This window comes from Chryseobacterium piperi, from assembly GCF_002285635.2.
Taxonomy (GTDB): Bacteria; Bacteroidota; Bacteroidia; order Flavobacteriales; family Weeksellaceae; genus Chryseobacterium; species Chryseobacterium piperi.
Genome location: NZ_CP023049.2, coordinates 2,032,438 through 2,048,418 on the forward strand (window position 1 = coordinate 2,032,438; position 15,981 = coordinate 2,048,418).

At 34.1% G+C, this 15,981-nt stretch carries 3 protein-coding genes; all 3 read right to left on the minus strand.

What is annotated here, in order from left to right; all coding sequences use genetic code 11:
• From CJF12_RS08775 to CJF12_RS08785, 3 genes are read right to left on the minus strand one after another with little or no spacing between them, the layout of a single operon-like run.
• Positions 1-7,872 (minus strand): non-ribosomal peptide synthetase, encoded by a 7,872-nt coding sequence (locus CJF12_RS08775; protein ID WP_034682278.1) that lies wholly within the window; start codon positions 7,870-7,872, stop codon positions 1-3.
• Between the two features lie 28 nt (positions 7,873-7,900).
• Positions 7,901-10,261 carry a TonB-dependent receptor domain-containing protein gene (locus CJF12_RS08780; protein ID WP_157759854.1) on the minus strand — a complete coding sequence of 787 codons (2,361 nt, stop codon included), beginning with the start codon at positions 10,259-10,261 and terminating at the stop codon, positions 7,901-7,903.
• A 37-nt stretch (positions 10,262-10,298) separates the two neighbouring features.
• Complete coding sequence (locus CJF12_RS08785; RefSeq protein WP_099668553.1) at positions 10,299-15,977, minus strand: non-ribosomal peptide synthetase; 5,679 nt, start codon at positions 15,975-15,977, stop codon at positions 10,299-10,301.
• Between the last annotated feature and the right edge of the window lie 4 nt (positions 15,978-15,981).

Here is a 15,981-nt window from a genome sequence, read left to right on the forward strand (position 1 = left end):
TTATTTGTTAAAATCATCCCGATACATATCATATATTTCTTGATTTTCATCCTGGATATCTAAGCTTATTTCTTCCATATTTTTTTTATTTTCCTCGATTATTTCGGCTAGGACAAACTGAAAATTGTTCATAAAAGATATAATGGTCTCCTGTTTAAACAGCCTTTCATTATATAGACAATTGATCGTCATACTGCCACCGGATTCGATCACATAGATAGAAATAGGATTTTTACTTTCTATAGGAACTTCAAATTCACAATCTCTAATCTGAAATGGTAAGTCCAACTGATTCTCTAAATTGGTATTCTCATAATTCATCATATTGATTACAACATCAAATAAAGGTTCCTGAAAATAATCCGTCCTTTTTCTAATTTGTTCAATTAAAAGATCAAAGGGATAATCCTGATGATCGAATATCTCTAATATAGAGCTTCCTATTTCTTTCAGGAATGCTTCTATATTTCCTACTTTCGGAACCTTTGACTTTACAATAATTGTATTTAAATAATATCCTATCTGATTTTCTAATTCAGCATTCAGTCTTCCACTGATGGGTACTCCAAAATAAGAACTATTGATCTTAAATTGTTTACTGACCGTAATGGCCAAAATACCTGTAATAAAAGAAAATAATGTTATTTCATTTTTTTGAGAAAAAAGAGTAATGGCATCCGTGCATTCTTTATTCAGGACAAATGTTTCTTTTTTTGCAACTCCTGTTGTTTGTGACGTGTTTTCATAATCAAAAGGTAAACGTTCTACCTCATCCAGATTTTTGAATTCGTTCATCCAGAATTTTTCCAACCGTTCAAGACGATCCTCATTCAGTTCTGTAAATTGCCATTCGGAAAAATCTTTATAATGAATTAAAAGAGGAGATTCTTGGGATTCTTCTGCATTCAATTCACAAGAATAAAAATATTTTAAATCTTTAAAGAAAATATTGAGCGACCATCCGTCTGCAATGATGTGATGAATATTAATCGACAACAAGCTCTTTTTTTCATCTATTCTATACAGTCTGATCCGTAATAGCGGCTCTTTCTGTACATCAAACGTATACAAATTATCTTTTTTAATCTGCATGATGAGGTCTTCGTATTGATAATCATTATCCGAGTATGATATCGTTTCTAAAACAGATGGAAATTCATTGGAAGAAATAATTTGCTGCATGGGCTCTCCATCAATAATAGGAAATATAGTTCTTAAACTTTCATGACGTTGTATAACCTTTGATAGGGCATTTTTAAAATACACTATATCGAAATCCCCAATTAATTCCTGTACCATAAACAGATTGTATTTTTCAGGATTGGATTCGATCTGGCATTGTATCCAAAGTCTCATCTGAGCATTGGACATCCTATAATAAGGCTTATCTTCCTGCTTTTTAATAAGCACATGATGATTCCGATTTTGATGGCTTAAAAAAATGGATAATTGGGAAATTGAAGGCATTTTAAAGATTTCATTAAATTTTAATTTAATCTCTACCTCTTTTTCAATTCTGGAAAGTAATTTTAAAATCTTTATACTATTTCCGCCCAATTCAAAAAAGTTATCAGTAATTCCTACTTTATCTACTCCCAATACTTCCTGCCATATCTCTGCAAGCTTCTGTTCTGTTTCGTTTCTTGGAGCAATATATACTTCTCTAATTAGGTCTTCCCCTCCAATAGGCGGTAACGCCTTTCGGTCCATTTTGCCATTAGGGGTTAGCGGAACAAAATCCAGTTCTACAAAGAACCCGGGTACCATATAATCCGGTAACTTGCTTTGCAAATACGTTCTTAAGTCTGATTTCTCTATTCCTGTTTCTTTATCAACAGTATAGTACGCTACCAAAACTTGCTCTCCACTTACTTCTTGCGCATCAGCTATGACTTGCTTGATCGCTGAACTGAATTGACTGATGCTTGTTTCTATCTCACTCAGCTCTATTCTATACCCTCTTATCTTTACCTGGAAATCTTTTCTGCCCAGGAACTCAATATTTCCATCCGGAAGCCACCTTGCCAAATCTCCGGTATCGTACATTTTGGAACCGATTTTAAATGGATCGCTGATGAATTTTTCAGACGTAAGCTCAGGTTTGTTGATATACCCACGGGACAAGCCGGTACCTGAAATATAAAGTTTGCCGAATTCCCCATGAACACATAGCCTTTGATGAGCATTAAGTATATAAATAGAAGTGTTGGCGATAGGTTTACCAATAGGCGGAATTAATATTCCGTCACAAGACTTATCAATAACGTAGCTCGTTACTACATGAGTTTCTGCAGGACCATAATGATTGTGAATTTTTAATGAAGTACCTTTTATTTTTTCCTGAATCAAATCATTAAGAATCAATTTTTCCCCAGCAACTATGATGTGTTTAACATGCTCTATACAATTCAGAAATGAAATATTCTCTATCAAAACTTTAAAATATGCTGTTGGGAAAAACAGGGAATCCAGCTGTTTCTTTACTATAAAATGAGTCAATTCATGAATATTTTTCTTAACAAAGTCTGATATAGGATATAAAGTTGCTCCACTCAATAGAGTACTAAAAATTTCTTGGAAAGAAACATCAAAACTCGGATTTGATAGAAAAGTAACTTTACTATATGGATCAATTGTTTTAATATGATATATCATTAAATTAAGAATACTACCCTGCTGCATCATTACTCCTTTGGGATTGCCAGTGGTTCCCGATGTATAAATCACATAGGCCAAACTGTCTGGGTTGTTGATGATCGGAAGATTTGATTTCGTGTATTTCTCCTTGTCGTCTAAGATTTGTTTATAAAAGTCTTCTAAAAAAAGTTCGTCTATTGTAACCTTGGCTTTTGTATCTTCTTCAATATAATCTATCCGCTCCTGTGGATAACCAATGTCTATCGGAACGTAGGCTCCGCCAGACTTGAGAATACCCAATATACCCACGATCATCCGATCGCTCCTCTCAAGCTTAATAGCTATTAAATCATCTGCTTCTATTTGATAAGCTTTTCTCAGGTAATCACCCAGTTGGTTGGCCTGCTCATTCAGCTCCTGGTAAGTCAGCTCCAAATCTTCATAGACTACAGCTATATTATCTGAGGTTCTACTTACCTGCTCTTCAAAAAATTCAATGATGGTCTTATTATTAGAATATTCACAACTTGTATCATTGAACTCTACTAATAACTGATGATGCTCTGCTTCAGTAAGAAAGTTAATCTCTTCTATGTTTAATGGACAGCTTCCTTCGCTTTCTTTATGCTTAATCTCATGGTCAATAACTTCTGTCAAAAAATTCTCAAAATGCGAAAACATCTTTGAGATCATTAACTCATCATAAATATCTGTATTGTATTCAATGTTAAGGGTCAATTGATCAACCTGCTCTGAAAAAATATAACTCACGTCAAACTGAGAGGTTTTACGAAGGTACTCATAACCTGTAACCTGCAAACCTTCTATATCATTTTCTGTGTTGCCAAATTGTAATTGATTCTGATTCTGGAACACCACCAATACATCAAACAATGCTGAACGGCTGGTATCCCTTTTTATATTCAGCTTTCCTATAAGTTTATCAAAAGGATAAACCTGATGTTCATAGGCCGATAACAGGGTTTCTTTTTCTTTTTTCAAAAGAGAGTCAAAGGTATTAAGCCCCTCTTCCAATCTTGTTCTTATCGCCAGGGTATTTAGGTAAAGCCCTATCTGCTTCTCGAGATCAGGATGTTCTCTCCCTGCTATGGGGGTTCCTACAATCATATCATGCTGACCTGTGTAACGATAAAGAAGCGCCTTTATGCCTGCCATAAGGGTCATGAACAAAGTGACGCCTTGATGGCCGGAGTATGTTTTTAATTTTTCTGTAAAATCACTTGAGAAACGATAAGCGATATTGGATCCATTGTAGGTCTGGACAAAGGGGCGAGGGTTAAAATTAGGTAACTCCAATACGGGAAGTTCTCCTTCTAACTGTTTCAGCCAATAGGTTTCTGCTCTTTGATATTTCTCGCCTTCCATCTCTTCATACAACCATACAGCATAGTCTTTATACTGGATTGATAATGGGGGGCGTTTTAAATCTTCGTTATATTCTCCGCTAAGATATTTATTGTAATTTTCAACAACTTCTGAGACCAACACTTCTGTGGACCAACCGTCTCCAATGATATGGTGCATGGATAGAAAGAAAATCCTTTCATGATTACCTCTTTTTAGCAAAGAGGCACGTATCAGCGGGGAATCTTCCAGATGAAAAGCCTCGCTATTGGAAGCCTGTAAATAATATTCTATATCAGACTTCGTCTTATCGGTAAAATCTAAAATGTCTATCGTAAAGTTTACCGATTCCTGCGGAGTGATATACTGGCGAATCTCTCCACTAGAAGCATCTAGCCTGAATGAAGTTCTGAGAATTTCATGTTGGTTGATAAGTTGTTTGAAAGATTTTTCAAAATAGATCTCGTGAAGTTCTCCACGCAAGGTAACTACGGCAGGCATATTATAGGCCTGTGATCCACCTTCCAATTGACTAAGTATCCAAAGTCTTTGCTGCGAAGGAGTCAACGGGTAATGATCTTGGTATGGGGCTTTGGATATCGGTATGTAATCCTTACCGGTAAGTTTTTGGGAAATATCCGAAACGACCGGTGAGGAAAAGAAATCTTTAAAACTGATCTGCATGCACAGGGTTTGATGGATCCTGTTCAGAACCTGAGCCACCATTAGACTATGCCCTCCCAATTCAAAAAAATTATCAGTGGTTCCAATACGATCCACTCCCAATACTTCCTGAAAAATTTTTACCAGTTGTTCCTCAACATTATTCACGGGAGCCACATAATCTCTCCTGATAAGATCTTCCCCTGTAACTAATGGCAAAGCTTTATGATCAACCTTACCATTGAGAGTCAACGGAATAGACTCGAGTTCCATGAAGAAACCGGGTACCATATAGTCTGGTAATTTGTTTTGAAGATAGTTCCTAAGACTAGTCTTGTCTATTGATGTTTCTTTATCTACCGTATAATAGGCAACTAGTACTTTTTCACAGTTTATTTCTTTGGAATCAACCCAAACCTGTCGGATAGACTGGCTAAATCGAGAGATATTTGTTTCTATCTCGCCTAGCTCTATACGGTAACCCCGAATCTTAACCTGGAAGTCCTTCCGACCCAGGAAGTCTATATTGCCATCGGGTAACCATCTTGCCACATCTCCAGTATCATACATCTTACATCCTTCTTCAAACGGATTGTCTATAAACTTCCCTGATGTTAGCTCAGGATTATTCAAATAACCCCTGGATAAGCCCGCTCCACTTACATAAAGCTTACCACTTACACCAATCGGAACTACATTCAGGTCTTCATCCAGAATATAAATCCGTGTGTTGGAAATAGGAGTTCCAATGTAAATGTTCTCTGAATCCTTTGTAATTTTATAATAACTACAGCAAACTGTTGATTCTGTCGGGCCATAGGTATTATATACATCAATTTTATTTAACAATTGGTGGATCTGATTAACTTGTAGCCTATCTCCCCCACTTATCAACGTATTTAATTTTAATTCGTCTAACTTATTGGTGTGGTTATTAAAATATTCTATAAGATAAGGATTAGTACTGAGTTTGGTGACTGATTGTTTTTTGCATATATCAATTAAGTTCTCAAAGTCTTTATTATCTTTCGCAATTGCTAATTTACCCCCAGCTATAAGCACAGGGAAAATTTCTTCAATGGATGTATCAAATGAAATAGTAGATTGACTCAGCATTGTATCAGAAGATCCGATTTCAAAATAATTGATAAATGTTACAACATAGGAGGACAAATTTTTGTGTTCTACCATTACTCCTTTTGGCTTACCTGTTGAACCTGAAGTATAAATTACATAGGCCAGATGATCTTGTGTGTTGATCATCGAAAGGTTATCTTTTGTATATTTCCCCTCATTCTCCTGTATTTTTTCATGGAAAACTTCCAAAAAAGTCTCGTTTATCACAAGTTTTACCTGGCTATCTCCTTCTATGTAATCTATCCTGTCTTGTGGATATTCCGGGTCTATCGGTACGTAAGCGGCTCCTGATTTCAATATCCCCAATATCCCTACAATCATCCTATGGCTTCTCTCAAGCTTGATGCCCACCAAATCATCCGCTTGTATTTGATAGTTGTGTCTTAAATAATCCCCAAACTGGTTGGCATATTCATTCAACTCACTGTAAGTAAGCTCCATATCTTCAAAAACCACCGCGATATTACCTGGCGTCCTGGATACTTGTTCTTCAAATAATCCAACTATTGTCTTATCATTGGGAGCATCAACTTGTGTATTATTAAACTCAACCAATAACTGATGACGTTCTTCTTCCGTAAGACAACTAATCTCCTTGATTAAAAAATCACCATTGATAATAATTTTTTCAATCAGATGATTTAGATGCCTGGCCAAATTATCAGAAAAAGAATGACTGTAAATCTCACTATCATAGGTCAAATCTAAATTCAGATGGCCAACTTCAGTGTAAAAACGAAAATCCAGATCAAATTTGCTAGTATGAACATCTAAACTTAATTTTTTAATGAAAAGGTTTTCAAATTGATCATTAAACTTAGATTCTTCTTCGAATGAAACCATTACATCAAATAATGGATTTCGGCCAGCATCATGGGACCATTTTAAGTGGGCCACTAATTCATCAAATGGGTAGTCTTGATATTTATAAGCATCAAGCAGCTGTATCCTGTTCTCCTGCAACACATCTAAAAAAGACTTATCAGATTGAATGTTTGCTCTTAAAGCCAACGTATTTGCATAAAATCCAATCTGATTTTGCAGGTCATCAAGCTCCCTGTTCGCAATTGGAGTACCTATGATAATATCATTCTGATGAGAATATTTGAACAACAAAATATCAACAAGAGTCTTCACTCCCATAAATAAAGTTGCGTTGCTGCTAGCACATAATTTTTGGAACTGTGATGAGATCTTATCATCAAACTGTATGGAGACCGTTTTTCCTTTACCACTCTTATACCGTGGTCTAATCTTTTGAGAAGGCAATTCTAAAACAGGTACTTCTTCTTTAAAAAGAGAAATCCAATATTCCTTCCCTTTACTTATTTCTTCACCGTTTAACCACCCTTGCTGCCAAACTGCATAATCTTTATATTGGATGGATAAATCCGATACTTTAAAATTATCACTATCTATATTTCTAAAAATCTCAAAAAAATCTCTGGTCAATACATCAATGGACCAGCCATCACTTATAATATGATGCATTACTATAAGCAAAAGGTATTTCTCTTCGGAAATTTTCAGTACACTACCCCTTATCAATAAATCCTGTTCCAGATCAAAAGAAAGATTTAGAAATTTATGGACTTCCTCATTAATAGCATTGATATTACATTGATAATCGAGTATAAATATATCATTGTGAAAATCTCTGATTATCTGAACGGGATTTCCTTGATTATCCTCCTTAAAAACGGTTCTAAGAGACTCATGTTTTTTAATTATATACAGAAAGGTCTTTTGTAACTTCTGGACATCAAGGTTACCCTCAATTTCAAGCATCATCGGAATATGATAGGCTATGTTCTCAGGATTCATCTGATGCATCAGCCATGTTCGCTTCTGGGTAGAAGAAAGGGGGTAGAAATCTTTTTTTTGAGCCTTTTCTATACGTACGTTAGTGGAAATATCTTTCAAAAAAGTAGTAATTTCGTTTTTATGCTCTTTTATTTCCGATAAAATATGAGGAGTAACAATTCCTTTCGGAGCCTGTATATCTATATTATCTCCTTTAAGAGATAGCTTTATCTTAAGCTTATTTAATTTTTCTAAAAGTTGATTCATAAAATACTGATGGTATTTAGATAATAAATTAATTACCTGTTCTGTTTATTTCCTCCTCATTGCCGGTAGCTCTTTTTACAGACTTTATTTTTTGATTCCCAAACTTATAACTCATACTGAGTTGTACATATTGGTTATCCATATAATAAATACCTTCTTGATAGACATTATTCACTGTAGAGCTTTGACGTACCTTTTCTGTTCTCAGAATATCGTTTACTTTCAATGAAATCCTTAAATTCTTATTCATCAAAACATATTGCAAAGAGGCGGAAAGATTCCCCATGGCTCCAATATTATAAAACTTACCGTCAACACTTCTGGGGCTATACCAATAATTTACATTAAATAGAAATGTCTTATCCTTGTTTAAAATAAAATCATTATTGGTAGAAAATCGCCCGCTCCAGCCTTTCTGATACCTTTGAATGGCAGGAATAAAAGACTCCGCTTTTACATAGCTGATATCTAAACTATTCATAGAGGTCCACCATTTCAGCTTATCAAAGGTGTAGCTTTCGGATATTCCCCATCTTTTTGTGTTTACATAGTTTTCATTAGTGAATGAGATCTCATTGGTTACTGGATCTGCCAGCGCAATTTGGCCAAAGAGATTTTTTTCGTTTGAAAAGTAAATTTTACTTTCCAACGCTTTGTAGGTATATGATAAATCGATATTATCAATAAATGCAGGTCTTAAAAAAGGATTTCCACCAAGTTTCTGAAAAGGATTTATATACCATTGATTAGGATTTAATTCATGAAAGCTTGGACGTTCAATTCTTCTGCTATAATTTAATGCGAAAGAGGAGTTCTCAGAAGATTTATAATTGATGAATAAACTGGGAAATAATTTGGCATAATTATAATTATTGGTCTGATTAAGGCTTATTGAATTCGATTTTGTTTGCATGGCTTCCAGCCTCATCCCAAGCTGTGTTTCCCAATGATCCCCAAATTTCTTATTTGCAGAAGCATATAAAGCCTGGATATGTTCTGTGTATTCAAACCTTGTCGAATTTGATGGAAAACTTATAACAGGAGTATCGGATAAACCACTGTTAAAGATATCCATGTCATTTTTGGCTTTTGAAGTACCTATTTTTCCTCCAAAGCTGATGTTTATATTTTTCAAAGGGTATTCAACATCTATTTTTCCAGAATAATTATTAATATTTTGAGAATTAAGACTAAAACCATTATAAAATTGTTGTTGATAAGGTGTTGTAGTAGCTGAGTTCCCCTCATAATAACGATCATCCTGATTGGCATAATTGAAATAATCAAAATTTAAAATAATTTTTCTGTTTAATGAATCAAGCTTAAACTCATTATAATAATTAATAGAATTAAAATTGGGTTTTCTGTTTTGATTACCATTGGATTGTAGTTGTTGAAGAACAGTGTCTGAACCGTAATCCAGAACATCTGTAGAGGTTTGTCCAGGAAGTTTAGATCTATTGATATTGGCAATATACTGAATCCCTGTCTTCCAAAAATTATTAATTGTATAATCTACACCAAATTTAGAACTGAATCGCTTAGAACGAACAAATTGAGGAGATTTTGTGTACCATAAAGCATCTTGAAAATAAGCATAGTCATCAGCGTCAATCTTCAATCCACCCTGTCTATAGCTTAATGCTGATGATATAGCCCATCTTCCTTTATTAAAGTTGAAATTTGCAAATCCCGACCCTTCTGAACGACTTCTTTGTAAATAAGTCATTCCTGCATTAGCATTCCACGAATCTCTTTTGGCTATTTTTGTTTTAATATTTATAATTCCGCTATTACCGACAGCGTCATATTTTGCAGGCGGAGTAGAGATTACTTCTATACTTTTGATATTATCTGCAGCAATAGATTTTAAAAAATTACTCAGATCCTCTTGCTTCAGCTCTATTAAACGATCGTCTACCATTACACTTACTGCTCCTTTTCCAATAATTGATATATTATCGTTTCTTACTTTGACACCTGGAGTAATTTTTAAAGCTTCAAGAGCGTCCCCCCCTGCTGTCGCAATGGCATTTTCGACATTGAAAACCACACGATCAATCTTTCTTTCAATCAGTTTCTTTTTGCTTGTGATGATAACCTCTTCTATTTTTTTAGTATTTTCAATCACGATTGTCCCCAAATTGAAATCTGAATTAATTTGAATATTACGATTGTACAGGAAATGATTAAATTGTTTTACCTTAAATGTATAAACTCCTGTATCGTTTATTTTCAAAGTAAAGTTTCCGTTCTCTTCAATTAATCCATTTTTTACAATTATAGAATCTTTGTCTATTAAAAGAACTTCTGTAAATTGATTTTTATTTTTATCAGTTTGTTCAACTTTACCGGTTATTATAAACTGACTATATACCTTGTTTGTCAATAATATTATGATTATAAAGCTTATAAGTCTTAATTTATTAAATAGTAAATGTTTCAGATTCTGATTCTTCATGTTGATTATGTGAGAGATTATGAATTAAATTTAAAGTGCTTATTAGGTTATTTGTTTTTTGTATGGTATTATGTTCAAATAGTTGACTTACATTTATATCTATTTTAAGAGCTTCATTAATAGAATGAGTTAATTTTATAGCCATTAAACTATGCCCACCTAGTTCAAAAAAGTTATCTGTAATTCCTACTTTATCTACTCCCAATACTTCCTGCCAGATCTCTACAAGTTTCTCCTCAATTTCATTCCTTGGAGCAACATATTCTCTTCTGATTAAATCTTCACCTGTCACACACGGCAATGCCTTACGGTCTATTTTACCATTCGGTGTTAATGGGATACTATCCAACTCTACTAAAAACCCCGGTACCATATATTCAGGAAGCTTACCCTGGAGATACTCTCTCAGTTCAATTTTGTCTATGTTTGCTTCCTTGCTCTTCACATAATAAGCTACCAGCACTTTTTCTCCGTTGACTTCTTTAGCATCAGCAACGACTTGCTTAATAGCTGTATTAAACTGGTTAATATGGGTTTCTACCTCACCTAACTCTATCCTGTACCCCCTTATCTTTACTTGGAAATCGTTTCTGCCGAGATATTCAATATTGCCATCTGGCAGCCATCGTGCCAAGTCTCCCGTATCATACATCTTAGTTCCTTCTTCAAAAGGATTATCTATAAACTTTTCAGCAGTCAGTTCCGGTTTGTTTAAGTAGCCACGGGATAAACCTACTCCTGCGATATAGAGTTTACCAAATGAACCGTGTTCTTTTATTTGCAACTTACTATCTAAAATATATAATGATATATTGTCAATTGGCTTTCCAATTGGAATGCTTATTCCACTATTAAAATCTGAGCAATCATAATAACTCACATCAATGCTTGCCTCTGTAGGACCATACAGATTAATTAATGAAGTGTTAGGCAAAATTTTATAAAATAAATCCCTTTGGGGAATCGTTAATGCTTCACCACTAACAAAAACTTGTTGTAAACTATCTATTTTTTTTATAAATTTATTATTTGAATCTAAATAGATTAAGAATCTCATTAGCATAGAAGGAACAAAATGAATTACAGTTACCTTATTCTTATAGATGTTCTCTATTATATCAAAAGGACTTTTTTCATGTTTCGAAGTTAATACGGACAATTTAGCTCCATAAATACCCCACCACAATAATTCCCATACTGAGACATCAAAAGAATAGGTCGTCTTTTGTATCAAAGTATCTTCTGAAGTTAAGGAGTATGCTTTTTGCATCCACACTAAACGATTAATTAAAGAATGATTCTCAATCAAAACCCCTTTGGGCTGTCCGGTAGTTCCGGAAGTATAAATTACATACACTAAACTATCCGGTCTGCTTATAATCGGAACATTTTCTTTTGTGTAAATATTTTCTGATTTCTCCAACTCTTTCTGATAACTTTTTAAAAAGGCTTCATCAATAGTAACTTTTGCATTGGCATCTTGCTCTATGTATTCAATCCTTTCTGTTGGATATTCCGGATCAATAGGAACATAAGCTGCTCCTGATTTCAAGATTCCCCAGATTACAAAGATCATCTGCTCACTTCTTTCTAACTTAATTGCTACCAGATCGTCAGGCTTTATGTGATAGCTCTTTCTCAGGTAATCACCCAACTGATTTGAATGCTCGTTAAGTTCCCAATAAGTAAGTTCTTTATTCTCAAAAACTATCGCCACACTTCTTGGTGTTTTTTCAACCTGTTCTTCAAACAACCCGACAATTGTCTTATCGCTAGGGTAATCTATTTTTGTATCATTAAACTCATAAAGGAGTTCGTAACTCTCTTTTCTGGTAAGAAAATCAATGTCTTCTATAAAGATTTCCTTTGTTGAGTTATCTACAATTACTCTCAGTAGCTTCTCAAAATGAGAAAACATTCGTTTGATGAGAAAATCATCATAAATGTCTGTATTGTATTCTATGGTAAGACTTAGTTGCCCTCCATCTTCCTCAAACATATAGCTAATATCAAACTGAGAAGTCTTCCGATGATAACCATATTTCTCTACCTGTAAACCATTTATATTGTTTTGTGTATTCCCTAAGTGTAACTGAGTCTGATTTTGGAATACTACTAACACATCAAACAATGCTGATCGACTAGTATCCCTCTTTATATTAAGTTTACTCACCAACTCATCAAATGGATAAAGTTGATGTTCATATGCAGACAGAAGAATTTCTTTTTCTTTAGTAAGAACAGATTCAAAAGTATTATGTTCTTCTAATCTTGTTCTTATCGCAAGGGTATTTAGGTAAAGTCCAATCTGATTCTCTAAATCAGGATGTTCCCTTCCGGCTATCGGTGTACCTACAATAATATCGTCTTGTCCCGTATAACGATATAACAATGTCTTTATTCCAGCCATTAAGGTAATGAACAATGTTACCCCATGCTTCTCCGAATACTGCTTGAGCTTCTCTGTAAATTCTCGAGAGAATAAGTGATTTATATTATTACCATTATATGTCTGTATTAATGGTCTTGTTTTATAGCTTGGTAATTCCAATACAGGGAGTTGACCATCAAACTGGTTTAACCAATAGGCTTCTGCGTTCCGGTATTCATCTCCCTTAATTTCTTCTTGTAACCATACTGCATAATCTTTATATTGAATAGCTAGTGGTGCTTTTTCCTTCTCTCCATTTGAGCTAATAATGCCCTCCTCCTTATTACACTCTTTAAGAAGTTTGTTGTAATTATTAACGACTTCCGATATCAGTACCTCTGTTGACCATCCATCGCCAATAATGTGATGCATGGATAAAAAGAAAAGGTATTCTTCACTTCCTCTTTTCAGTAAAAAAGCTCTTACCAATGGACTTTCTTCTAAATTGAAGGCTTCGTTATTGGCCGAATGTAAGTAATCTTCTACTTCTGATTCTGATTTGTCTATAAAGTCCAACACTTCTATGGTAAAGTGGATTTCTTCTTTTGGAGTGATGTACTGTCGGATTTCTCCCGTTCCTTTATCTGATTTAAATGAGGTTCTGAGGATTTCATGTCTATCTATCAAGGACTGAAAAGCTTTTTTAAAATACGCTTTATTAAACTCTCCTCTTAAGATAACTACTGCAGGCATATTATAGGCCTTTGAGCCACCTTCCAATTGGCTCAGTACCCAAAGTCTCTGCTGCGATGGAGCTAACGGGTAATTCTCTTGTTGAGATGCTTTTGGTATCGGGGTATATTCTTTTCCTGTAAGGTTTTTGGTAATTCCTTCAATGGTAGGAAAAACAAAAAAGTTTTTGAAGCTTACCCTCATTGATAGATTTTGGTGGATTCTATTCAATATCTGGGCTACCATTAAGCTATGCCCTCCAAGTTCAAAAAAGTTATCTGTAATTCCTACCTTATCTACTCCCAATACTTCCTGCCAGATCTCTACAAGTTTCTCCTCAATTTCATTCCTTGGAGCAACATATTCTCTTCTGATTAAATCTTCACCTGTCACACACGGCAATGCCTTACGGTCTATTTTACCATTCGGTGTTAATGGGATACTATCCAACTCTACTAAAAACCCCGGTACCATATATTCAGGAAGCTTACCCTGGAGATACTCTCTCAGTTCAATTTTGTCTATGTTTGCTTCCTTGCTCTTCACATAATAAGCTACCAGCACTTTTTCTCCGTTGACTTCTTTAGCATCAGCAACGACTTGCTTAATAGCTGTATTAAACTGGTTAATATGGGTTTCTACCTCACCTAACTCTATCCTGTACCCCCTTATCTTTACTTGGAAATCGTTTCTGCCGAGATATTCAATATTGCCATCTGGCAGCCATCGTGCCAAGTCTCCCGTATCATACATCTTAGTTCCTTCTTCAAAAGGATTATCTATAAACTTTTCAGCAGTCAGTTCCGGTTTGTTTAAGTAGCCACGGGATAAACCGACCCCACTTACGTAGAGCTTACCGCTTACCCCTACAGGAACTATATTTAAAGTATCATCTAGAATATATGCCTGCGTATTACTAATGGGAGTTCCGATAGGAATATTTACATAAGTATCATTCCTCTCCAGTTTGAAAATACTTGTACATACAGAGTATTCTGTTGGGCCATAGGCATTATAATAACTTATTCCGTTTTTAACTATTTCTTTTGCTTTTAACGGGTTAGCCGATTCACCTGCAGTTATTATTTTTTTTAAGGTTTTTACATCTTCATTAGATAGTATCTCTAAATAACTAGGAGGAAAGGTCACAATAGTAGATTCCGTTTCCTTTAAAAATGAAACAAACTTATCTTTATCTTTCTGCTCTTCTTCAGTTGGGATACATAATGTCGCACCTGAATAAAGACACATTATTATTTCAGAAATAGAGGCATCAAAAGCTACAGAAGCAAACCATATAATTTTATCTTCAGAACTAACTTCAAATATCCTTATTTGATCCAAAGACATATTGATATTACTATGATGTTCTACTAAAACACCTTTTGGTTTTCCAGTAGATCCAGATGTATATATTAAATATGCAACATCATTGGGTTTTATTTCAACATTAATATTATTTGTAGATGCAAATTGAATTTCCCCAGATTTTATAGAAGTATAAGGTTGTTGAATGTTTAATGCTTGAAGAACTTCTTTTTCACTTAAAAGTATTTTCGCTTTACTATCTTTTAAAATGTAATCAATTCGATCCTTAGGATAATTAATGTCAATCGGTAAATAAATACATCCTAATTTTTCAATTGCCAATAGCGAAATCAAGAGATCAATCGACTTAGGTAACAATGTAGCAATAATTTGCCCTGATTCAATAGCGTACTTTTCTCTTATATAATGAGCTACCTGATTCGATCTCTCATTAAGCTCTCTGTAAGTAAGCTTTCTGTCTTCAAAAACTACCACTATGTTTTCTGGGGTTTTTATAACCTGCTCTTCAAACATCAAAACAATAGTTTTATCTCGTGGATATTTTTTTTTAGTCTTATTAAAGTCAACTAATATTTGGTTCAGCTCTTTATGATTAACTAGCAAATATTTATGAACATTAATATCTAACAACAATTGATAAGAACAAAGTATATTTGTGAGGTTTTTCAAAAAACTTTCTATGACATACTTTGGGTAATGTTGACTATAAGTAACTGTAAAAATCATTTCATCATCATTTTCTTGATACAATAATGAAATATCATCTTTACAATCGTCTACGCTTTGCTCAAACTGAATTGAAAAATTTGAAAATAGCTCTAAATTTAGCTCCGTTATATTATAATCTTTACAGGAAACTGCATCTTTAATCTCTTTTGCAGTATTTTGTATTCTCTCTTTAAAAGTTTTAGAATCATTATCTTCAACTTCCAATAATATAGGCACTTCCAAATTGATAGAATTAGAAGGATATATTTTAATGATATTCTGAAAGTTCTCAAAATACTTTTTTACGAGAAAAGAGAAGGTCGATGAAATTATGGTAAATTTTGATAAAGAACTATTCTTTGAGATTTTAAGAAAATCTTCTAAGTTTTCTTTTGCCACTTCTGTTTTATAAAAAAAAGAGGTTTTTCCTGAAAAAATGATTGCTTCTTTATCCCTAATTTTATTTCTCCAAAAAATTGTGGATACTAATTGATTATCGGTCATTAGA

Excerpts from the sequence above, each read along its gene's own strand:
- CJF12_RS08775 (WP_034682278.1), bottom strand. The coding sequence starts at position 7,872 with ATGAATCAACTTTTAGAAAAATTAAATAAGCTTAAGATAAAGCTATCT.
- CJF12_RS08785 (WP_099668553.1), bottom strand. The coding sequence starts at position 15,977 with ATGACCGATAATCAATTAGTATCCACAATTTTTTGGAGAAATAAAATT.